Below are 20,930 nucleotides of genomic sequence, written 5' to 3' on the forward strand. Positions count from 1 at the left end.
AAATATTGGAGCTAATTTTGAAAATCAAACTTTTAACGGCAAGTGTGGCTGCTGTTCTACTAGTAGCAGGTTGTGGTAGTGACAGCGATCCTGAGGTAAAAACATACTCAGTACAGGCTTATGACCCAGCTGTTATCGGCATGGAAGTATCTTATGACTGTGGTGGAGACTTAAAAGGTCAGGCTGATGAGCTAACAACAAACTATGAAGGCATGGTTGGTAAAGCTCGCATTAGCCATATCGACGTAGTGAGTGCACCAGGTGAATGTACTTTCACATTGAAGCATACTGATAAGAGTGTAGATGCATCTAACGGAAAACCTATTACGTCTGATTACAAGATTCCTAAAGGTCTTGCCCAAGCTGACTCTTTAGTTACAGGTTCTCCATTTACAACGTTGGTAGCTAACTCTCTAGATGACGGAGAGGTATACTCATCAGATACTGCTGAAAAAGTATTTGCCAATTTAGGTATCGATATCAATGCAAGTGGTAAAACAGTTGACGAAATCCTTCGTGATACAGAGTCTGTAGTTGCTAACCTTCAAAGTGAAGGCGGCAATAGTGAACTTGCTACGAAGCTAGTTGCTACGGCAAATATCGTGTCTGATATCATTAAAGCGAACCCAACAGCTGCACCTGAAGCCGTGGCTGTAGCTGCAAAATCAATGGCAGAAGAAGTGATTGCGAAATACCCGCATTACCCTAAAGCAGGCGCGGATTCTGAAGAAGTGATTTACGTAGAAATCTCTGAAGAAGATACGAAGAACGTTGTTGAGCAGGTTGAAAAAGACATTGCTGCAGGTAAGCCTGTAGACCAAATCAAACCTACCGTTCCACCAGTTCCAGATGCGAAGCCTGGTAAGCCAGTTGATCCGGTTGCTCCACCATCAGGCGGTTCAGGCGGTAACTAAGCAAGTTTTTGCTGATAAATTCTAAAGGCCTCTTCAGAGGCCTTTTTTGATCCTATCGTATTGTAGTCATCACCTTTTAGTGAGCCCTTTTCTGTTTAAGTAAGGCAGGATGTGCGGACGTGATTCGCTAGCCAGTTTACTGGTGACTTCTTGTGACCAAGTACTCTGTTTTTGATTGCTCGAACGGTTTGCATAGTAGTTTTGCATAGTTTGGTCATACGTCTGAATATCATCCAAGCTTAGGTCTTGATACTGATTTTCATGCACCACGACATGCTTAGGTAGGCGAGGTTTTACTTCAGGGGCTTGATCTGGATGACCAAGACACATACCAAATAAAATGGCGGTATTTTTAGGTAAACCTAATAATTCGTCTACTTTTTGGGCATTGTTTCGTAAACCACCAATATACACACCTCCTAGTCCCATCGACTCCGCCGCAAGCAAGCAATTTTGTGCCATGATGCCCGAGTCTACAGCGCCTATTAGCGTTAACTCGGTAAAATCAGCTTGAACATCTGGGTTGATACTGGCGTGGCGTTGGTAATCAATGCAAAACACCAAAAACTCAGCCGCGCTTTCAACGTACCCTTGATTTCCGGCATATTGAGCTAATAGCGTACGTTTTTCTTTGTCGGTCACGCGAATAATTGAAACGACTTGCAACATGCTTGATGAGGACGCCGCAAGGCCGGCTTGAAGAATGGCATCTAATTGTTCGCTCTCAATCGGTTGTGAGGTGAATTTTCGAATTGAGCGGTGATTGAGAATTGTTTGAATCGTGCTGTTCATGGTGACTTAACATCCCCTGTTACGTTAAAGGCTGAAGACTCACCTTAGCGACATTTGATGAGTCGGTAAACTATCTCAAAAGAAAAACAATGCTTGGCGCATAAGTGTGAAGACGATTCGAGATTACACCACTCGTTCTGTTTGAGAGCGTATATACTGTTTTTAGAATCAATAATTTAAATGCAGTGGAAAATATGAAAGAACTCATTGTTCATACAGTTACGGTGTTTATGGGCTTCTTTGCCATCATGAACCCTATCGCCAATATTCCCATCTTTTTGAGTTTAACTGCTGATGAAGATAAAGAAACCATCCGTTCCATTGCGCTCCGCTCGGTTTTTATTGCATTTATTATCATCGCGATATTTTCTATTGCCGGTAAGTTAATTTTTGATTTGTTTGGTATCACGCTTTATGCATTGCGAATAACAGGCGGTATTTTGGTGTTTTTGATAGGTTTTAACATGCTTCAAGGTGATTCGACGCATCAGAAAACCAAAGAGAAGGCGTATTCACCAGCTCAGCAACGGGCGGCATTGAGTATTGCAGTGTCTCCACTGGCGATGCCAATATTAGCTGGGCCTGGAACGATTGCTACCGCGATGAACTTTGCGACAGCGGGTGGTTTCGATCAAACCATTATTACTATCGTTTCTTTCGCTGTCCTCTGTGTGATCACCTATGTACTGTTTTTATTTGGAGACAAATTGGTCAAAGCGGTTGGACCAAGTGCTCTAAATGTTGTGACTAAAATGATGGGCTTAATTCTAGCGGTTATTGGTACTCAAATGTTCATTGATGGCGCGGGCGAAGCCTATAAAACGGTTTTCTCCTAGATTTCTCTTAGACCTTGCCACCTTGGTTAAGCCCGCAATTACATTTCTAACGGGTACGGATTTTTTTGAACTTTAGTTTTCATTTTCTAAGAGAGAAATAAATAGACTTCACCTATTTCAATAATAAGAATATTCAATTGTTGTGATTGCACGAATTTCATTACTCTTTTGGCAAGGAGAATGGGGGAAATATGGCAACAAAAGCAATTGTAGTAGAAGGTGGCGCGATGCGAGGCGTCTTCGCAAGCGGAGTGTTAGATGCGTTTTTAGAGCAGAGTTATAAACCGTTTGATTTTGCAATCGGTGTATCTGCTGGTGCATCAAATTTGATTGGGTATTTGACCGACTACCCGCATCGCAGTATTAACGTCATTACTAAGCTGGCCACAAGCAAACGCTTTTTTGACCCGACTCGCTTCGTTAAAGGTGGAGACCTCATCGATGTGAAGTGGTTGTTTGAAGAATCTAATCGCTTGTATCCCGTCGATGAAAATAAACTGTTTAATGGCGTTCCTTTTCTCGCAGCGACAACAAATGTAGATACAGGGCAAGCAGATTACTATCGCGTGACACGTGATAATTTTCACCATGCGATTGAAGCGACAACAGCATTACCGATTGCCTACAAGCATACCCCTTGTTTTTCTGGTGGTTGTTATACCGATGGTGGGGTCGCTGATTCTATCCCAGTGCGTGAGGCTTATCGTCGAGGGGCTCGCGACATAACCGTAGTACTTTCTCACCCGCTGAATTATGCCAAAAAACCAGTTAAGACCACATGGCTGATGAAGAAACTGTTTGCGGAGCACCCCAAAATGGCGGATGCGATGTTAAGACGTGCAGATAACTATAATCAATCATTAGAGTTTATTCGTAACCCTCCACCAGGAACACATGTTAGGGTGATTGCCCCACCAGATAATTTTCATGTTCAGCGCTTATCAATGCGACAATCCGTTTTACTAGAAGGGTATGAAATGGGGCTGATTGAGGGGCGAGCGCATCTCACTAGTTTATCTGGTGTTTATGGTTTAGACCGGGAAAATTGTCATTTTTGCGTTTGATTATAAAAGAGCCTCATAGTGAGGCTCTTTTTACTTAACGTTCGAAGGGTGATTTAGTTGACTTTATCCCAAGCCATCTCCCAGTGTGAACCTATTCCAGGCTCGTAATGGTTTGCGCTTTCTTTCCACTGCATACAGTAACCAGAGTATGGGAAAGGTTTACATTGATAAATGCCCCCGTCGCTGGCAAGCACTTTTGTGCCCGCCGTGTAGCTAGATAGTCCTTCAGGGAAGACAAAATCGTACTCATCAGATGGTGGTGGAGTAACTGACTCTTCTTTTAAGTGAAAGTCGAGTGTTTGCTGATCCACCAAGTTGCCATCTTTATCCTTAATACGTGTTACGAGCATATGGTGACCCGGCTCCGATTTACTTAAAGCGAGCGATATCGCCTCTACCGAGCCGTCTTTCATTTCGTTTGCCCAACTTGCAAGTGGTTCGCGATGGTGATTGTAAACGGTGAGTTCTGCATTTAAATCGCCTTCAGCAGTTAGTGTCAGATCCAACGTTGTCGGTGTTGACTCAATGATATACTCGTCTGCTAAGCCATCTACTGTGAGTGAGTATTCTGGGACAGGAGTTTCAATGTTATAGCCGATCTCTACTCGCTCAAGGCCGCTATTTGCTTGCAGATACACCGGATTAGTACCATAAACAGGAGTGAATTTATCCTCTGCATACTGCCCGGCTTGCAGTTTTGCTTGTTCTTGGTTTAGCTTAGTCGCGAGTGCGTAAGACCAGTTTTTCGCTTGGCCCATTGCTGCATCGGTAATTTCTAGTTCAGTTCTATACGCCAAGTTTTCACCTGCTTGATCAAATACGCGTGTATAAACCGAATCCCCAATATTTAAATCCATTGTAGGAATAATTTGACCGCCTTGCTTCCAATCTGGAATAACGGGACTGTCACCATCAAATTTCACATCGATCACGTTATAAAATGAGGCTGCAGTGTCGCCAACATCCCATACTGCCAGGATGACATGGTATCCCTCGCGAGTAGGCACATTACATTGATGGCTTACCTGTTTCGGGGGTTGAACCATATTGCCGTCGACGACACAGAAAGGAGTTAGATCAAAAGAGTCTCGTGATAGTGAAGCGTTTGGGTTCCAATCAGGCTTGGTGATGTAATATTTCCAGTCGCGCGTCACGTGGTTAGCGGTAAATGTCCATTCAAAAGTTTGTGTACCTGCTTGAATAGTGCGTTTTACCCAACGGTCGGCAGTTTGCTCATCAAGGGCAGCTGCTAAAGCGGTTTCGGCACTCGCTATTTTACCATCGCGAGGCCCTGTTTCGGGAAAGCCATCAGGGCCTTCAACGCTTTGCGGTTCATATTGAATCGCACCGCAGTTATTATTTTTTTCGTTAGTATCTGGCGTTGGATACTTACATAGTGCCGAGCGACTTGCAGCGACACCACCATTGGTTTCTGATACATAACCGTGAGCCGCAGCACCTGAGCTAATGCTTGCAAGTGCTAACGCGAGTACGGATTTGGTTGGAAATGATTTCATCACATGTCCTCTGTTATGGCTGACAAACTAGTGTCACACCCCGGCGCATGCTGAGCATAAAGCAACGCTACAGAAATTGGACTTCTGTAACACTGCGTCATGGTAACCCCGCTATCATGAGCATTCTTTTAGATTTTTAAATGCTGACAGACCGGAAGCTTTGCGTCCCACCCTTTCGAATGGTTTGCCGAAATGTGATTGAGCAGCCAAAATTTAGCTTAAGAATTTACATGTGGAAAAGTAAACGTCACTGACATGGAATCCTGTTCTCAAATTGAAAGATAACGATATCTTAACCTCGTCAATATTGTGCAGTGTTGTCTTGCAAGATATTGATTTTAATTTTGTTTTTATCTTTTTTATAGTCATCGTGAATGAGTGGGGGTTTGTTGGGGATAAGTGGAGAGGAATCGTGCTAAGGGTGGAAGAAGTTCTGTCTAAAGGGCGGAGTGTACCGCCCTTTGAATGGTGTTATTTCGGCATGATGACAGTATCAATCACGTGAATGACACCGTTTTTAGCTTTCACATCGGTTGCAATGACATTTGCATCGTTAACCATGACTTTATCGCCCATGGTTTTAATCATCACATCTTGCCCCTGAACCGTAGTCGCTTTGTCTAGCTTAACAACATCGGCAGCCATCACTTTCCCTGGGACGACGTGATAAGTCAAAACAGATACTAACTTGTCTTTGTTTTCCGGCATTAAGAGCATGTCGACTGTGCCGTCTGGCAGTTTTGCAAAAGCGTCATCCGTTGGTGCAAAAACAGTAAATGGGCCTTCCCCTTTGAGAGTGTCAACCAAGCCCGCTGCTTTTACCGCAGCAACAAGCGTATTGAAAGAGCCGTTTTCAGCGGCAACGTCGACAATATCGGCTTTCATCATGCCATGCTCATGAGCCTTGACGGGAAGCATAAAAGATAACGTCGCCATCAGTGTCGCCGCGATAACTAAGATACGTTTGAACATAATGTGTTCCTTACTAGTTGAGGGTACAACGGGTTCCCTGGAGTGTGTTTGCATTTGTACGCATTGTGATTGAGAGATGATCATCGCGTCCTACTTTCTTTTGAGGGTCTAACATGTCGCGCAAGAATTCGTCTGCCTTCTTGTTTCACATCGGCTCGTTTCCGCCACGTCCATAAGCGCTCTCTTGCTGCCTTAGCTGCGTTGTCTGGTGTGATAATAGGTGCAAGGTAACGGCTATCTGGCTGCAACTGATACATGACAGCTTCCATCTGGGTCATTGTCCAAGGCTCGAATAAAAGAGGGGGAGGAACCATTTGCAATTCAGGTACCCACTTGTAGATGAACGTGCCGTCAGGATCATGTTCTTGGGCTTGCTTGATCGGATTATAAATACGGATTGTGTTAGTCCCGGTTACTCCTGCTTGCATTTGGAATTGTGGGTAATGAATTCCGGGCTCAAAGTCGAGAAACAGTTGCGCTAAATGCGTTACACCTACTCGCCAATTCATGTTCATGTGGTGAGTAAGAAAGCTAACCAGCATGGCACGCATGCGAAAGTTAATGTAACCAGTGTGGTGCAAACAGCGCATGCAGGCATCAATCAAAGGTACGCCAGTATGCCCGGATTTCCATGCTGCTAACTTTTCTTCATCGAAAGTACTACTTTGTTTAATCAATGGTTCGTAAGCCCGATTAACGCAGTAAAACTCCATGTCGTATTCCGATTCGAATTTTTGGATGAAGTGACAGTGCCAATGAAGCCGTGAAGACAATGCAATTAAGCTGCGACGAAACCCAGCGACTTGCCAGTGTTTCAAAAGGTATTGATAAACTTCACGCAAGGATATGTTACCCCAAGCGAGATATGGAGAAAGTCGAGTACAGGCTGTGCGTGAGGCTGTGGGACTAGAAATGCTTCGATAGTAATCACGACCTCGACGATGGAAAAAGTCCTCTAGTGTTTTCCAAGCGAGCCGGCTTCCTCCCGTTTGCATTCCTTTGCATTTTGATAGCCAGGATGATGGTGGCGAAAACGAACAGCCGAGAGCTTCTGCATCCAATGAATGCAATAAGTCGGTTTGGAGCTCAATAGGGCTTATTGAGGCTCTCATGACAGAGTCCCAATGTTTGTCCCAACCTTGCCGGTTTTTTGCACCTCTGATAACAGCACCGTGTTCGAACTCAAACCAGTCGATGTTCTGCTCATACAGCCAAGCGGCAACTTGTTTGTCGCGCTCAAAGGTGCAGTTGAGTCCTATTTCTTGGTGAGAAAAAACAGCGTTGATTTGATATTGCGCTTGAATTGATTGGAAACATGCTAAGGCATCGTCAAACAGCACCGTGATTCGATGCCCATACGCTTTGAGCGTTTCATCCATGTCTTGCAGTGATTGCCAAACAAATCGCCAGTGGCGCTCAGAATAGTGTGGGTTGTTCAATAGCAATGGTTCAACAATATACAAAAGCACAGTTGGGTGCTTTGTTGATAATGCTTGAGTTAGTGGTTGATGGTCAGTCAGCCTTAAATCTCGCTTTAACCACACGACATTGATTGTTTGCATCGGAATCCTCTTTGTTTCCGATGTTGTACGCAAGTAAACCGAAGAAATCTCATCCAATGATCGGTTTTATTCTACAAAACGTAGAGGTAACTTTCAGGGAGGTGACACATGGCAATACCATTGAGTAAGTTACAAAAATACTTCTATGTAGACAAATTGGTCATTCATTCGCTTGATCTCGCATTGTACCAGGCATCTGTCGTGATTGATGGAGAAGCGCAATTTATCACTGATGACAACGGTATCTTTTTGAGGGCTCATTCCCTGATCGAGATGCAAAAGAAGTGCAGGAATATCAAAGCAAATAAGCAGGTTCTAGTGCATCAAAGTGCTTATGATGAAATGGTGGGGCTACCCGAAGGCAAAAGAGACAATCAACTAGAGGTATTGGTGAGGGATACAAAATTGTATTGAAAGAGTATTGGTGCGTAGTAAAAGCGAGCCACCTTACGGCAGCTCGCTAAATATAAGGAGAGTTGGGCTTAGTCTTGTTTACGCTGCGCTTCTTTTTGCGCGTACTTAGCGGCACGTCGGGCTTCTCTTTGCTTGGCACTTTCACCACCAACATGCTGCTCGCCTCGCTGCTCTGCAAGAACAACTTGTTTTTCACGCTCGCGGAATCGAGCAATTTGTTCTTCTGAGTGTGTGCCGTGACATTTTGGACAGCTCACGCCTTGCTCGAACAATTCTGACTGTTTGTCTTCTTCAGTGATCGGTAGACGACAAGCGTTACATAAATCGTAATCTGCTTTTTCTAGCTGGTGGTTCACTGCAACACGACCGTCAAATACGTAACAATCGCCTTCCCACATGCTCTCTTCTTGAGGAACTTCTTCAAGATATTTAAGAATGCCGCCTTCTAGGTGGTAGACCTCATCAAAGCCCTGTTCTTTCATGTAAGCCGTTGATTTTTCGCAGCGGATACCACCGGTACAGAACATCGCAACTTTCTTGTGTTTTGCCGGGTCCATGTTTTCTTTTACATAGTCTGGGAATTCACGAAAGGTTTCAGTATTTGGGTTTACAGCGCCTTTGAATGTCCCGATCTCGATTTCGTAATCATTACGTGTATCGACAACAAACACTTCAGGATCAGCAATAAGATCGTTCCACTCTTGAGGTTTCACGTAAGTACCCACTACGTGGCGAGGGTCTATACCTTCAACACCTAATGTTACGATCTCTTTTTTCAGTTTCACTTTGGTGCGATTGAATGGCTGGGTCTCAGAATACGACTCTTTGTATACGGTGCCAGTCAAACGAGGTTCGTTGTTTAGCCACTCCAGTAGCGTATCAATACCTGCACGATCAGATGCAACAGTACCGTTGATACCTTCACTTGCCAGTAGTAATGTTCCGCGAATATGGTGTTTTTCCATCAACGCAAATAATGGCTCGCGTAGCTCTTGATAGTTATTCAGCTCAACAAACTTGTACAGCGCACAAACTACATACTGACTCATGAGGTTTCCTTTAAAAATACAGGTGGTCAACGACCTTAAAATTTTAGCGGCACGAAGTATACCTGACTAAACCAGTCGGAAATACGGACAAATTATACGGATATTATGAGTAGGCGGGGCCTGGCGGTCTTTGATAGGGGGAGCATGTCCGCAGGTGAAGCCGCTATGTGTTCAAATTATAAGCATTAATTATAGTGGGTTAGGTAGGTTGGAGCCGATACTTTTGGTTTAAATTTATGCTGTTTTGGGCCCTTCAAAAAAGTTAGGCGCAAGAAGCACCAAGTAATCACCGGAGTAATTGACAAGGAAAGGACATGTCGCAGTTTTATACATGAGGTGGTGAGGGATAAAGGTTTAGGGACAAAGAGTGAATGACTGATCGCCATTGTTCATAAACCGCTATAAACGCCTTTTCATCAAATACTAAAAAGGCGTATTTCTAACGTCTGTCCTGCTTATTTCAACGCAGCTGCGGTCTGTTTACCCATGGCTATGAGCCTATCGAGAATGCGTTCACCGTCGGCACGTAAACCGTTGTGCTCGTACTCATTGGTGATCCACGCTTTTGAATTTGGTATTAACGCGAGCGTCTCTCGACTGATATCCATTTCAACAAACATATCATCGGCGTAAACGGCGCAACTGACAGGCACTTTGTTTTGAGCCAATTGTGTTTGATCGTACAGCGCAGCCCAATCTTCTTTCGCTGCCAATATTTCTGCGGTGTCTTTTAGTGGCTTGAGGTTAACGTATTGGTCGAACATCCATGGGAAGACCATTTCCCCCGTAAAGTAAAATGGCTTGCCAGATTCATAATTAAACTCTGATCGGGTTTGGCGAACGCGGTGCGCACTCCAATTCGACGCGAAGCTTTGACAGTAAATCGATTCATGCAAAATGGCGTAGATCGGGTTGGTTTGGAAGTTTTGCTGCGCCAACATATCGTTTAAGAACTCATAACGAAGTTGTGGTTTGCCGTTCACTTCAATCAACGCGCTTTCTAGCCAATAGTAAGTTGGTAAGAAAGTATCACTCACACCAAAGTTGATGCCGATTTGTTGAAATTGTTCCACCGTGAAGCGTTGACCATTTGGTAGGTACTCTTCATTTTCTAGCAAGTGATTCGCAATGTTTTGGCAAAGTTGCTGTGCATTGGGAAATTGTTGGAAGAATGCTTGGTTTTTCTCCATGGTGCGTTTGAAGGTGGCTTCATACACATCGTCGGCATGACGCGAGACTGATGGCACGCCACCCGTGATGTAGCTTTGCAGCAAGCTGTCTGGGAACAAAGACAAATAGGTGAGGGAACAAAAACCACCAAAGCTTTGACCTAAGATCGCCCATTTTTCGACGCCAAATTGCTCACGAATGTATTCCGCGTCGCGCACGATGTTATCCGCTCGGAAGTGGTTCAAGTAGTCTGCTTGTTGCTCTGGCGTGAGGTGAGCAAGCGTCTGGTGATTAATTACGCTGCTGTTGCCCGTACCGCGCTGGTCGAGAAGCAAAACTCGGTACTCTTGCAGGGCGCGTTTTACCCAGCCATTATTGCCGTTTTGACGTGGAGAGGGAAAGCCAGGCCCGCCCTGAAAGTAAACCAACCAAGGTTTGGTCGATTCTTCATCGCCAACTAGGCAAACCGAACGGGCGAAGACTCTAATGGTGCCTTTGCTTGCGTCTTGGTAATCCAGAGGAACGGTAAAACTGTGGGGAGTGTAATGCAATCCTGCGTCGATAAATGATTGAGCGTTCATTGTTATCTTTATTTCCTTATTGAGGGGTAGCGCTACTTTACTGCGAATGGCGCGAAGAACCAACGCTATTTCCCAATTGCCTCTTCAGTTCTATACCTTGGTCAAATCAATGTAAGTTCAAGAAAATGAAACGATTAGCGACTGGTGCAACTGGTTGAGTGAGCTATGCTCAATAGAGTTGCGACAAAGTAAGAGCATGGAGGAAGTCGGATGAAAGTGTCACTGGCTCGATGGACAATTGTGACTTGTTTAATAAGCGTACCTACTTTTGCCGTTGTTACGCCCAACCCACCTCAGTTACAGGCAAAAGGCTACGTATTAATGGACTTTCAATCCGGTGCCATTATTGCCGAGTATAACGGGCGAGCAGGCCTTGCTCCGGCGAGTTTAACCAAGTTGATGACCGCTTATGTAGTTGGACAAGAAATCAAAGCGGGGCGTTTGAAATGGGATGATGTTGTCACCGTGAGCGAAAACGCGTGGTCGGCCAAGTTTCCCGGTTCTTCTAAAATGTTCATCAAACCGAAAGATGAAATTAGTGTTGCGAACTTAATGCGCGGCGTGATCATCCAATCAGGAAATGACGCGTGCGTTGCACTGGCTGAGCATGTTGCAGGCAGTGAACGCGGCTTTGTTGCCTTGATGAATGGTTGGGCGGAGAAATTAGGACTGCAAGACACCTATTTTGTGAACTCCCATGGTCTTGATAGTGATGGCATCCAAACCTCACCAACCGATATGGCAAGACTCATGCAGTCGATCATCAGCGATGTTCCCGATGTGTATGCGCTATACAGCGAGAAAGTCTTCAAGTGGAACGACATTACGCAGTACAACCGCAATAAGTTGTTGTGGGACAATTCCATTGATGTCGACGGGGGAAAAACCGGCTACACCAGCAATGCCGGATACAGCTTGGTGAGCTCGGCCAAAGAAGGAAGAATGCGCCTTATCTCGGTGGTGATGGGCACGCCAAGTAAACAGGCTCGGATCAGCCAATCGAAGAATCTACTCAGCTATGGTTTTCGTTTTTATGACACCAAGCAAGTTGCTAAGCAGGGCCAAGTTGAGTCTAAAGTTCGCGTTTGGAAGGGTAATGCCAATCAAGTTGAGGCGATCTTCGCTAAAGATGCCTATCTCACTCTGCCTCGTTCAATGACGGCTGGGCTTGATAAGAGTGTGGTGTTAAATGAACCGTTGATTGCGCCGATAGCGCAAGGGGATGAGATTGGTAAGGTCGTTTGGAAAAGCGATGACAGTACCGTGGCGAGTTATCCCTTGGTCAGCAGCCAAGCGGTAGAAGAGGGCTCGTGGTTCGGTCAGCTTTGGGACAGTCTGGTGCTGTGGGTGAAATCGTTCTTTAACTAGAATAAAAACGAGCAGAAGTGTCTTTCTGCATTCTTTTGTTGATGACCGCCCTGCTATAACGCTGGGCGGTGTCTTATTTAACGGTTTATTCCGACAAGGTGATGATTGGTAAATCGTCCCAAATCTTACTTTCATCCGATGCGCCACCGGAGAAGTTCCAAGGGCCTTTGTCTTGCTCTAGCGGACGGTAAGTTGCTGAAAGACCGTCTAAGTCCCAAGTCGTGACATAGAAGCGGATACCATCGAGCGAATCTGGGCGGCCTAGTGCATCGCTAGCAAAGTCCATCGAAATGGTGTTGTTGGCTTTGTCTACCGTGACCATTGGTGCTGGTGTCACCGCTTCACCCCATGTTGTCGCGTTTGCGCCTTGAGTGTTGTAAATCGAACTTTGCCAGCCGAAGACCACGGCATTGCGACTCCATGTTCCGCTTGGCATAGAAGCGTTGATCTTAGGCAGTTCCGTTAGGTTGGTTGCCGCTTCTTCCGGTAAATCAATGAAGATGGTGAAACCAACGTGGTCAAAGCCGTTTGGTGGCAACCAAGTATCGGTGATCTTGTCCATAGTGAAGGTCAAGCGCACGTTACTGCCAACGGTAAATACCTCAGCTTTGTTGATTGCGAGTTGGCTGTTATCTTTATCGAACGTTGGATCCGTTGGTAGCGAGTAGTTACCGTTAGGACCGCCCATGCCATCTTGCGCATCGCCTGCGTCATCAATGGTGTCGTCCGGCGTGTTTGACCAGCTTAGGTTGGAGACAAAATTCACGTCCTCGATGCCTGCTTTTTTCTCGGTGGAATAAATCGCGAAGCGGTGCTGTTGCTCGCCAATCGCAAAATGACGAGTCGACAGCGTGACACTAAACTGACCATCAGCACCTACAGTAATGGTTTGCGCTGTTTCCAAGTTACCATCGACGACGAGGTTCAACTTCTCGTTGGCGTTCGCACTACCCGCGATAACAATATCACCAGTGATGGTTTGTCCTTCCCAATCCTGCGCTAGTTGGATGTTGAGGTCTGGGGTATCTACAGATTGATTGCTGCTTGTTTTTGAGTAAATCACTGCTGACTTGGCTGGCAACTCAAGGGTTACGTGACCGTTTTCATCGGCGATTAACTGCTCTGGAGCGTCCGCCCAATTCGACATGATTTGTTGTTGGAAGACGGTGCCGCCCGCTTGCTCTACATCGAGTTGGTTCATCAACATTGGGGAGTTAGATGTGTTCATTACCACTAAGACTTCGTCGTTATCCAAAGTGCGGGTAAAGGCGAACACACCTGCACCAGCTTTATCGCTGCCAATGACTTTCATTTCGCCGCGTGTCATGACTTTGTTTTCGGTACGTAACTTAGCAAGCTCTTGGATGAACAAGTACATCTCGCTGTTTTGGTCGAATGAGTCTACGTAGTTGCCATCTTCACGGTACCCTCCGGCGAACATCGCATCACGCGCCGCTGACATCGCTTGCTCTGTACCTTGGTAAATCACAGGGATGCCCGGTACCGCCATCATTGTGATCAGAGCTTGCTTCATATCGTTGACACTGCCTTGCGATAGAAAACGTGGCATATCGTGGTTATCAATGAAGTTCGGTATGATGTATGGATTCGGGAACATCGCCATCATTTTTTCAAGACGGAAGCGTAGGTAATCGGTCGGTTGTCCTGCTGCAAACACGCGAGTCATGGTTGCTTGCAATGGGAAGTTCAACACCGAGGTTAACTGCTCCGGCGAGCCGCTTTCGCCGATGTAAGTCAGCATCTTCTCTTCGCCTTCGGTGTGGTAAGGCGTAGATGTTTCGAAGACTTCACCAAAAGTGAGGAAGTTGTCACGACCGGTATCAACCGCTTGCGTCATCACACCATCGTCGGCGTGTAGGAAGTCATTCCAGAAATCATGTTCAACAAACTTCACCGTATCGATACGGAATCCGTCGACGCCGACTTCGCGAATCCATTTTCGGTAGCTCTCTTTTAGATAAGCGCGTACTTCAGGATCGGACGTATTAAGGTCATCCAAATCAGAGAGCTGCCAGGTTTTTTCTTGTACTGGATCGTTGTGGTCGGTGATGGTCGGCGTCCAGTGGTAGCTGCCTGTGCCGTCTGTTTTACACTCGTTCATGTTGAGTGGGTACGGCAGTTCTTGCCCGGCGGGTAGCGCATTTTTAATCAAACGGAAGCCTTGGCAAGGTAGGCTTGGATCATAACTGTAAGGATCATCGTAGGTGAAGAAGTTGCCTACATGGTTGGTCACGATGTCCTGAATTAAGAACATGTTACGCGCATGCACTTCGCGTGCTAACGCTTGGTAGCTTTCCATGTCACCAAAGTGTTCATCCACTTTTTGAAAATCGCGCGCCCAGTACCCGTGGTAGCCGCCGTAGTTTTGCTCTGCATCCCACCATTGGTTTGCCACTGGCGGTGTAATCCAGATAGAGGTAGCGCCTAGGTCTTCGATGTAGCCCAGTTTGTCACTGACACCAACCAGGTCTCCACCACTGAATTTCTTGTCTGAGGTAGGATCGTATTCATTCTGACCTTGATCGTTAAGCGTGTTGTCGCCGTCGTTAAAACGGTCGATCATCAAGAAGTAAATGATCTGGTCTTGCCAATCAGGAGATGCCACGTGGCTTCCTGTATCGGTTGGCGTAGTTTCATCGCTACCACAGCCAGAAAGAGCTAGGGCGATCGCTATAGGGAGTATTTTTATTTTATTCATAGGGTTAGGTAAGATTTCAAACACGGTTTTTGTCTCCGTTGTGCAGCAATGCGGAAACGATAAATCAAAGGTTTGAAATTGAGAGTGTCATTTCACGCCAAAAAAGACGTGAAATGATGTCACGAAGTGCTGAATTTGAACTGTGCTACATATTTAACTGAGTGGTTGCATAATTGGGTATTGAATCGGGTAATGGTCTTTGGCTAACTCATTACCAGAATGATCATAGAGTCGAAATCGACACTGTTTAGCCGTTTGGGTGAGGGGAAGTTGTAGCGCCCAGCATGTGTAATCTTCTGCATTCTGAGTTTGGCTCATTGTGTGCGGAGCTGGCGCATCACCCACGTAGCAATCGATCTTCGCCACGTCTTTTAATCTACATGCGAGTTCCACAAACAAGGTGTACTGTGTACCGAGTTGGATAAGTTGTTTTGTCGGGACAATGTATTCCGTTGCGCCAATTAAAAGCCCCTTGGAGACCACGTAATCACGCTGGTGGTTGTTATCAATGTAGCGCTCACCATCGACTTCATAACACAGTCTAAAGGTCAGTGGATGTGCGACAGGAAGCTCTGTTGTCGCCCATAGTTCGGTGCCATGACTTAAAAAACGCTCGAAGAAGGCGGGGTAGCGCCGCCATGCGCCATCACGGTCACGGCATTCTACCGAGACCACTTTTTCAAACGCAATATTGTCCACTTCCATCCAGATTTTGCCGACAGGTTGGTCGGTGTGGTTATCGTCGAAGGTATTGGCTTTGGCGTAGTACAAGCGGATCGGTTGCTGATTTAGCTGAGTTCGGTTATCCAAACATTGTTGGCGATACTGCATAGGTGAAAACGGATACCAACGACGAAAAGTGCGGTGAAAGTTCGATGGTTCTTCGTAACCGAGTTGATAGGCGATTTGCTGCGTTGTGAGTTGGGTGTCGGCAAGCAAAGTGAGTGCTTGCTTTCTTTTAGCGAAATCAACGCATTGAGAGTAGCTCATTTGCTTTTCTTGCAGTCGACGTTGCAAGGTGCGTTTGGAGACGCCCAGTTGCCTTGCCGCTTGCTCTAACTTGAGCGCGTAATTGCTGTTTTTGATGAACAAGGCGTTCAAAACACTCAGTAATTCTGGTTGCTCAATTGGCTGGTGAGAAAGCAGCAAATAAACATGTTTCACCAAGTCAAACACGTTTGAACTCGTTTTAGAATCTTGCGTTTCCTCTAGAAAAATATCGGCCGCGAGTGGATTGTTGGCGTGAACTTGTACCTGTATTGATTCGCTCAGCTCAAGCATTTCCAATTGCATTTTGAGCAAGCCAAACACCGACTCCGCCCAATTTGGCATATCGGCCGTTCTACATTTGACTTGCAGATGGATTTGGGCATCACCATGTTGAAATGTGACGTACAAACGGCGGTCGAATAATGAAACACTTTTACTCCACCAAAGCAGCCCTTCCTGGAGGTCAGGCGCTTCTTTCAACATCATGCATTGCAAGGCCACCAACTTCTCAATGTGCCAATATTCGCCGGCAATTCTCAGGTGATTGTGACCGAGCTTTTTGCACAGAAAGGATGTAATAACGTTATCTTGAGGCAGCATGAGTTGAGTTTGGTTGCGAGCAAACATGCATTATTGCCGAAAAGATGAAGAAGTTCAGTGAGAACGCTCAAAGCCTTTCTTATCGTTTTATTTTCAAATTTATTTTGAAAATGTTTTTAATCGAAATCGGTTTTTCCCTTTATCTCATGAGTTTATGCTGTTACTCAGCTTAAACTCATTAACTGGAGAGCCTCATGGATATCGTACAAGCTGCAAAATCTCGTTACTCAACGAAAGTGTTTGACCCAACGCGCAAGCTACCTCAAGAAAAAATCGACGCAGTTAAAGAGCTGATTCGTTTTAGTCCATCGAGTGTGAACTCCCAGCCTTGGCATTTCATTCTGGCAAGCACAGAAGAAGGCAAACAGCGCATCGCTAAAGCGGCGCAAGAGAATTACGCGTTTAACGCGGCGAAGATTCTCAACGCATCTCACGTATTGGTGTTTTGTGCAAAAACAGGCATTGATAACGACTACATTGAAGCGCTAATGGCGCAAGAAGAAAAAGATGGCCGATTCCCAACCGAAGAAGCGAAAGCGGCTGTGCGCGGTGGTCGTAGCTACTTTGTGAACATGCACCGTTTTGATCTGAAAGATGCGAACCATTGGATGGAGAAACAAGTTTACCTTAACGTGGGTACGTTGCTGCTGGGTGCTTCGACGTTAGAAATCGATGCAGTGCCAATTGAAGGGTTTGATCCCAAAGTGCTGGATGAAGAATTTGGCTTGCGTGAAAAAGGTTACACCAGCGTTGTAATCGTGCCGCTTGGCTACCACGCGGAAGATGACTTCAACGCGAAAACGCCAAAGTCTCGCTGGGACGCAGAAACCGTATTCACCGAGATCTAATTCGAGCTTACTTGCAGGTGACGTAGAACCTTGTAATCAATATATAAATCGGAAAAGAGTGATAAAACGATGATCCACTTAGTCGCAGAAGTGAAAGCCTATCCAGACAGTAAGGATCAGGTGGTGAATTTGCTTGCTGGTTTACTAGAGCCAACTCGCAAAGAAGAAGGCTGTTGCCAATACGAGTTGTATCTCGACGAAAAAGTTGATGGCCTATTTATGTTCCAAGAAATCTGGGCATCGCAAGAGGCCTTGGATAAGCATTTGCAAAGCCCGCATATGGCGACGTTTCTTGAAACATTGGAAGAGAACGATTGGGTTGAATATACCCAGATTCGTCCTCTTCGATTTATCGCCTAATGACAGAAGGTTGCCAGCACGTTGGCGCGTTGCTGGCAGCATTTTTGTTGGATAAAGTCGCGGAAAGTCCGAATCGTTGGCGTCAATAATCGACGATCGGCACATACCATGTAGAGCGGCACTGGGCCGCAATCCCACTCTGGTAACACTCGCACCAATCTTCCCTCGATTAAGTCTCGGCTGATGTCCATCAATGATTTATTCGCAATGCCTTTGCCTTTGATCGCTAACCGGTGTGGCAAGTCACTATCGTTGCTCAACAAGTTACCGCTGACCACGATTTGTTCATTCTCGCTGCCACGCATGAGCGTCCATTTGTTGTAGACCGAATCCGCGACCATGTAGCACAAGCAATTGTGTTGCGTTAAATCGGCAGGAGAGGTGAGTTCTGGATGTGTAGCTACGTACTCTGGCGATGCACATAATATCCGTTCGTTTGACCCACACAATGCCAATACGACCAGATTGGAGTCGGCCGGTTCGCCGTAGCGAATCGCAATATCGACAGGCTTGGTATACATATCCGTCAAGCTATCGGACAGCTCTAGTTTAATGGAAACATTTGGGTAGAGTTCGATGAACTCATCCACCCAATCGAGCAACATATTGCGACCAAAATCGGAGGGTGCAGTAATGTGCAGCTGACCAGACAACTCCCCGCGCGCACTTGAGATCTGATCCAACCCCTCTTGCAATGTTGCCAACGCTTGCGTGGTTTTGTCTAAAAACAGTTCGCCCTCTGAGGTTAAACGCAGGCTTCGGGTGGAACGCACAAACAACGGGAAACCGATTTGCCCTTCAAGACGCTTAATCGATGCGCTAATGGCGGCAGGTGTCATGTCCATGCTGTTAGCGGCTTTTGAAAAGCTGCCTTGGCGCGCGGTTTCGACAAAAATATTGAGGTCGTTGAGGGCTTTCATTGTGAAAAGGGCTTTTAAGAAGTTTGGGCTACTATAGGGGAGAGTCGTAGGCCAATTCAAGGTTAAAACATTAGGTTGCACGGCGAGTTTGAGTTAGATTAGCGCGCAACTTCACTTTACCGGATCAATAGCATGAGTCAACAGCAGCCGAATAACCCACTTCACGGGTTGAGTTTAGAGAAAATCGTCACCCGACTAGTTGAACACTTTGGTTGGAATGGCATGTATGAGCGCGTTCGTGTGAACTGTTTCAAGAAAGATCCTTCAATCAAATCGTCGCTGAAGTTCCTGCGTAAAACGCAATGGGCCAGAGATAAGGTGGAAGCGCTGTACATCGAGACATTCTGCTAACCGCTCTATGGTCTGCAGCAAGCGGCAAGCAGATTCTTAGTCTCGCTATGGCTCGCTAGAATGACGCAGCTTTTCTTATCGCGTAGGCTGGAAGAGTCGCGCTGCTGATGCGTCTCAAGCGAGATTTCGGATGGTCACTTAGGCTTATCTGGAATCGCTTTTTTAGATGGTTTTGTAGAGCTCAGAGCCAAACTCGAACCGTCATTCTGAACTGCGAGGAACGAGCGTGATTCAGAATCTACCCTCACGACTGTATTGAGTTTATTCATCGCTCTATGGTCTGCAGCAAGCGGCAAGTAGATTCTTAGTCTCGCTTTGGCTCGCTAGAATGACGCAGCTTTTCTTATCGCGTAGGTTGGAAGAGTCGCTCCACTGATACGTCCAAAGTGATTTTCCGGATGGTCACTTAGGCTTATCTGGAATCGCTTTTTTAGATGGTTTTGTAGAGGTCAGAGCCAAACTCGAACTGTTATTCTGAACCGAGAGGAACGAGCGTGATTCAGAATTTACCCTCAGATTGTATTGAGTTTATTCATGGCTCTATGGTCTGTAGCAAGCGGCAAGTAGATTCTTAGTCTCACTTTGGCTCGCTAGAATGACGCAGCTTTTCTTATCGCGTAGGCTGAAAGAGTCGCTCTGCTGATGCGTCTAAAGCGAGATTCCGGATGGTCACATAGGTTTATCTGGAATCGCTTTTTTAGATGGTTTTGTAGAGGTCAGAGCCAAACTCGAATCGTCATTCTGAACCGCGAGGAACGAGCGTGATTCAGAATCTACTCTCAGATTGTATTGAGTTTATTCATGGCTTTATGGTTTGCAGCAAGCGGTAAGTAGATTCTTAGTCTCGCTATGGCTCGCTAGAATGACGTAGCTTTTCTTATCGCGTAGGCTGGCAGAGTCGCGCTGCTGATGCGTCTCAAGCGAGATTCCGGATGGTCACTTAGGCTTGTCTGGAATCGCTTTTTTAGATGGTTTTGTAGAACTCAGAGCCAAACTCGAACTGTTATTCTGAACAGCGAGGAACGAGCGTGATTCAGAATCTACTCTCAGATTGTATTGAGTTTATTCATGGCTTTATGGTCTGCAGCAAGCGGTAAGTAGATTCTTAGTCTCGCTATGGCTCGCTAGAATGACGTAGCTTTCTTATCGCGTAGGCTGGAAGAGTCGCGCTGCTGTTACGTTTAGCGAGGTTTCGAATGATTCACTTAGGCTCATTAGAATGACGCTAGTTTTCTTATTGCGTAAGTTGGAATGGTACCTCAGCATCATTCCCGATAGCGATGAAGGAGCGCTGTCGGGAACCTCGCCTTTAATCTCTCGTTTCTTGCTACTCCAAATGATGCGTACTACCCACGGTTCCTTCCAAGTCTAAAATCGACTGGCGAACGTGATCTGGAATCGCAGCTTTAACGTTGTTCTTAAAATCAAACATCACACCAGTGGCGGTCGCGATGGTCGCAATTTTCCCCCACTTCTTACTCAGCACTTGGTACTCCATTGTGATGCGATCTTCTTGCATGTCGATTACGCGAGAACCGACTAATAGCGTGTCTGGGTAAGTAACAGGCAATTTGTAGCGGCATTGAGTCTCGCTCAGTACTGGCCCAATTTGCGAGGTCTGCAGGTCGACCAGCAGGTTAATTTTGTTGAAGTAATCTAAACGTGCGGTCTCGAAGTAGCGAAAATAGACCACGTTATTAACGTGTTGCAGAGCATCCATTTCACCCCATGCGACTTTTATCTCTGTGATAACGGGAAAGTCCTTTAACAGTGTGTCCATTTCTATTGCTCCTTTTTCATCTGCTTTGCCACAAATTGCGACGCGACTTATCACTTTGAGCATTTATTCTAGATGTAATCATTTAATATGTAATAAAATTGTTTTTAAAATGTGAAATGAAAT

The 20,930-nt window shown here is 45.8% G+C and carries 18 protein-coding genes and 1 riboswitch; of the genes, 8 read left to right on the top strand and 10 right to left on the bottom strand.

The genetic code is table 11. The annotated features are described in order from the left end of the window. The first annotated feature begins 17 nt into the window (after nt 1–17). Complete coding sequence (locus R7E00_RS05540; protein ID WP_158155515.1) at nt 18–914, top strand: hypothetical protein; 897 nt, start codon at nt 18–20, stop codon at nt 912–914. A 69-nt stretch (nt 915–983) separates the two neighbouring features. On the opposite strand, the gene nfsA is transcribed toward R7E00_RS05540, so the two are convergent. Further along, nucleotides 984–1,706 carry an oxygen-insensitive NADPH nitroreductase gene (gene nfsA / locus R7E00_RS05545; RefSeq protein ID WP_258481591.1) on the bottom strand — a complete coding sequence of 241 codons (723 nt, stop codon included), beginning with the start codon at nt 1,704–1,706 and terminating at the stop codon, nt 984–986. A 194-nt stretch (nt 1,707–1,900) separates the two neighbouring features. Here nfsA and R7E00_RS05550 point away from each other — a divergent pair, with 194 nt between their 5' ends. Further along, nucleotides 1,901–2,542, top strand: a complete 642-nt coding sequence (locus tag R7E00_RS05550) for a MarC family protein (RefSeq protein WP_005374889.1) — start codon at nt 1,901–1,903, stop codon at nt 2,540–2,542. Between the two features lie 191 nt (nt 2,543–2,733). Further along, nucleotides 2,734–3,606 carry a patatin family protein gene (locus R7E00_RS05555; protein WP_053303897.1) on the top strand — a complete coding sequence of 291 codons (873 nt, stop codon included), beginning with the start codon at nt 2,734–2,736 and terminating at the stop codon, nt 3,604–3,606. A 53-nt stretch (nt 3,607–3,659) separates the two neighbouring features. Here R7E00_RS05555 and gbpA read toward each other — a convergent pair whose 3' ends face one another. The 3 genes from gbpA to R7E00_RS05570 form a co-directional block, all read right to left on the bottom strand. Next, a complete protein-coding gene (gene gbpA, locus R7E00_RS05560; RefSeq protein ID WP_205461240.1) occupies nt 3,660–5,123 on the bottom strand; it encodes an N-acetylglucosamine-binding protein GbpA in 1,464 nt (487 codons plus the stop codon). A 98-nt stretch (nt 5,124–5,221) separates the two neighbouring features. After that, nucleotides 5,222–5,322, bottom strand: a riboswitch (cyclic di-GMP riboswitch). Between the two features lie 272 nt (nt 5,323–5,594). After that, the gene (locus tag R7E00_RS05565) at nt 5,595–6,095 is read right to left on the bottom strand and encodes a fasciclin domain-containing protein (RefSeq protein ID WP_005384595.1); all 501 of its coding nucleotides are present in this window, start codon (nt 6,093–6,095) and stop codon (nt 5,595–5,597) included. An 80-nt stretch (nt 6,096–6,175) separates the two neighbouring features. Next, entirely contained in the window at nt 6,176–7,657 is a 1,482-nt protein-coding gene (locus R7E00_RS05570; RefSeq protein ID WP_170893945.1) for a cryptochrome/deoxyribodipyrimidine photo-lyase family protein, read from the bottom strand. Nucleotides 7,658–7,765: 108 nt separating this feature from the next. Between R7E00_RS05570 and R7E00_RS05575 the strand changes: the two genes are divergently transcribed. Continuing rightward, nucleotides 7,766–8,071, top strand: a complete 306-nt coding sequence (locus tag R7E00_RS05575) for a DUF6482 family protein (RefSeq protein ID WP_005374898.1) — start codon at nt 7,766–7,768, stop codon at nt 8,069–8,071. Between the two features lie 68 nt (nt 8,072–8,139). Here R7E00_RS05575 and R7E00_RS05580 read toward each other — a convergent pair whose 3' ends face one another. Further along, nucleotides 8,140–9,120, bottom strand: coding sequence for a rhodanese-related sulfurtransferase (locus R7E00_RS05580; protein ID WP_047102398.1), 981 nt, complete (start codon nt 9,118–9,120; stop codon nt 8,140–8,142). Nucleotides 9,121–9,575: 455 nt separating this feature from the next. Continuing rightward, complete coding sequence (locus R7E00_RS05585) at nt 9,576–10,871, bottom strand: alpha/beta fold hydrolase (RefSeq protein WP_213907549.1); 1,296 nt, start codon at nt 10,869–10,871, stop codon at nt 9,576–9,578. A 210-nt stretch (nt 10,872–11,081) separates the two neighbouring features. Here R7E00_RS05585 and R7E00_RS05590 point away from each other — a divergent pair, with 210 nt between their 5' ends. Continuing rightward, nucleotides 11,082–12,239, top strand: a complete 1,158-nt coding sequence (locus R7E00_RS05590) for a D-alanyl-D-alanine carboxypeptidase family protein (RefSeq protein WP_005374901.1) — start codon at nt 11,082–11,084, stop codon at nt 12,237–12,239. A gap of 85 nt (nt 12,240–12,324) precedes the next feature. Here R7E00_RS05590 and R7E00_RS05595 read toward each other — a convergent pair whose 3' ends face one another. Beyond that, nucleotides 12,325–14,982 (bottom strand): alpha-amylase family glycosyl hydrolase, encoded by a 2,658-nt coding sequence (locus R7E00_RS05595; protein WP_162497036.1) that lies wholly within the window; start codon nt 14,980–14,982, stop codon nt 12,325–12,327. Between the two features lie 129 nt (nt 14,983–15,111). Further along, nucleotides 15,112–16,575 (bottom strand): helix-turn-helix transcriptional regulator, encoded by a 1,464-nt coding sequence (locus R7E00_RS05600; RefSeq protein ID WP_172840014.1) that lies wholly within the window; start codon nt 16,573–16,575, stop codon nt 15,112–15,114. A 167-nt stretch (nt 16,576–16,742) separates the two neighbouring features. Between R7E00_RS05600 and R7E00_RS05605 the strand changes: the two genes are divergently transcribed. Further along, nucleotides 16,743–17,396 carry an oxygen-insensitive NAD(P)H-dependent nitroreductase NfsB gene (locus tag R7E00_RS05605; protein WP_005480118.1) on the top strand — a complete coding sequence of 218 codons (654 nt, stop codon included), beginning with the start codon at nt 16,743–16,745 and terminating at the stop codon, nt 17,394–17,396. A gap of 69 nt (nt 17,397–17,465) precedes the next feature. After that, a complete protein-coding gene (locus R7E00_RS05610; RefSeq protein WP_005374925.1) occupies nt 17,466–17,756 on the top strand; it encodes a putative quinol monooxygenase in 291 nt (96 codons plus the stop codon). Here R7E00_RS05610 and R7E00_RS05615 read toward each other — a convergent pair. After that, nucleotides 17,753–18,676 carry a LysR family transcriptional regulator gene (locus R7E00_RS05615; RefSeq protein WP_262606203.1) on the bottom strand — a complete coding sequence of 308 codons (924 nt, stop codon included), beginning with the start codon at nt 18,674–18,676 and terminating at the stop codon, nt 17,753–17,755. The genes R7E00_RS05610 and R7E00_RS05615 overlap by 4 nt on opposite strands. 132 nt (nt 18,677–18,808) lie before the next feature. Here R7E00_RS05615 and R7E00_RS05620 point away from each other — a divergent pair, with 132 nt between their 5' ends. Next, nucleotides 18,809–19,027 carry a VF530 family DNA-binding protein gene (locus R7E00_RS05620; RefSeq protein WP_005374929.1) on the top strand — a complete coding sequence of 73 codons (219 nt, stop codon included), beginning with the start codon at nt 18,809–18,811 and terminating at the stop codon, nt 19,025–19,027. A gap of 1,327 nt (nt 19,028–20,354) precedes the next feature. Here R7E00_RS05620 and R7E00_RS05625 read toward each other — a convergent pair. Beyond that, complete coding sequence (locus R7E00_RS05625) at nt 20,355–20,807, bottom strand: acyl-CoA thioesterase (protein ID WP_005374933.1); 453 nt, start codon at nt 20,805–20,807, stop codon at nt 20,355–20,357. Nucleotides 20,808–20,930 lie beyond the last annotated feature (123 nt).

Source organism: Vibrio sp. Vb1755, from assembly GCF_033338635.1.
Classification (GTDB): Bacteria; Pseudomonadota; Gammaproteobacteria; order Enterobacterales; family Vibrionaceae; genus Vibrio; species Vibrio alginolyticus.

What these genes read in the sequence shown, in the direction of transcription:
- R7E00_RS05605 (WP_005480118.1), top strand. Translation starts at nt 16,743, where the DNA reads ATGGATATCGTACAAGCTGCAAAATCTCGTTACTCAACGAAAGTGTTT.
- R7E00_RS05610 (WP_005374925.1), top strand. Translation starts at nt 17,466, where the DNA reads ATGATCCACTTAGTCGCAGAAGTGAAAGCCTATCCAGACAGTAAGGAT.
- nfsA (WP_258481591.1), bottom strand. Translation starts at nt 1,706, where the DNA reads ATGAACAGCACGATTCAAACAATTCTCAATCACCGCTCAATTCGAAAA.
- R7E00_RS05625 (WP_005374933.1), bottom strand. Translation starts at nt 20,807, where the DNA reads ATGGACACACTGTTAAAGGACTTTCCCGTTATCACAGAGATAAAAGTC.
- R7E00_RS05575 (WP_005374898.1), top strand. Translation starts at nt 7,766, where the DNA reads ATGGCAATACCATTGAGTAAGTTACAAAAATACTTCTATGTAGACAAA.
- gbpA (WP_205461240.1), bottom strand. Translation starts at nt 5,123, where the DNA reads ATGAAATCATTTCCAACCAAATCCGTACTCGCGTTAGCACTTGCAAGC.
- R7E00_RS05580 (WP_047102398.1), bottom strand. Translation starts at nt 9,120, where the DNA reads ATGAGTCAGTATGTAGTTTGTGCGCTGTACAAGTTTGTTGAGCTGAAT.
- R7E00_RS05550 (WP_005374889.1), top strand. Translation starts at nt 1,901, where the DNA reads ATGAAAGAACTCATTGTTCATACAGTTACGGTGTTTATGGGCTTCTTT.
- R7E00_RS05600 (WP_172840014.1), bottom strand. Translation starts at nt 16,575, where the DNA reads ATGTTTGCTCGCAACCAAACTCAACTCATGCTGCCTCAAGATAACGTT.
- R7E00_RS05570 (WP_170893945.1), bottom strand. Translation starts at nt 7,657, where the DNA reads ATGCAAACAATCAATGTCGTGTGGTTAAAGCGAGATTTAAGGCTGACT.
- R7E00_RS05565 (WP_005384595.1), bottom strand. Translation starts at nt 6,095, where the DNA reads ATGTTCAAACGTATCTTAGTTATCGCGGCGACACTGATGGCGACGTTA.
- R7E00_RS05620 (WP_005374929.1), top strand. Translation starts at nt 18,809, where the DNA reads ATGAGTCAACAGCAGCCGAATAACCCACTTCACGGGTTGAGTTTAGAG.
- R7E00_RS05555 (WP_053303897.1), top strand. Translation starts at nt 2,734, where the DNA reads ATGGCAACAAAAGCAATTGTAGTAGAAGGTGGCGCGATGCGAGGCGTC.
- R7E00_RS05615 (WP_262606203.1), bottom strand. Translation starts at nt 18,676, where the DNA reads ATGAAAGCCCTCAACGACCTCAATATTTTTGTCGAAACCGCGCGCCAA.
- R7E00_RS05590 (WP_005374901.1), top strand. Translation starts at nt 11,082, where the DNA reads ATGAAAGTGTCACTGGCTCGATGGACAATTGTGACTTGTTTAATAAGC.
- R7E00_RS05585 (WP_213907549.1), bottom strand. Translation starts at nt 10,871, where the DNA reads ATGAACGCTCAATCATTTATCGACGCAGGATTGCATTACACTCCCCAC.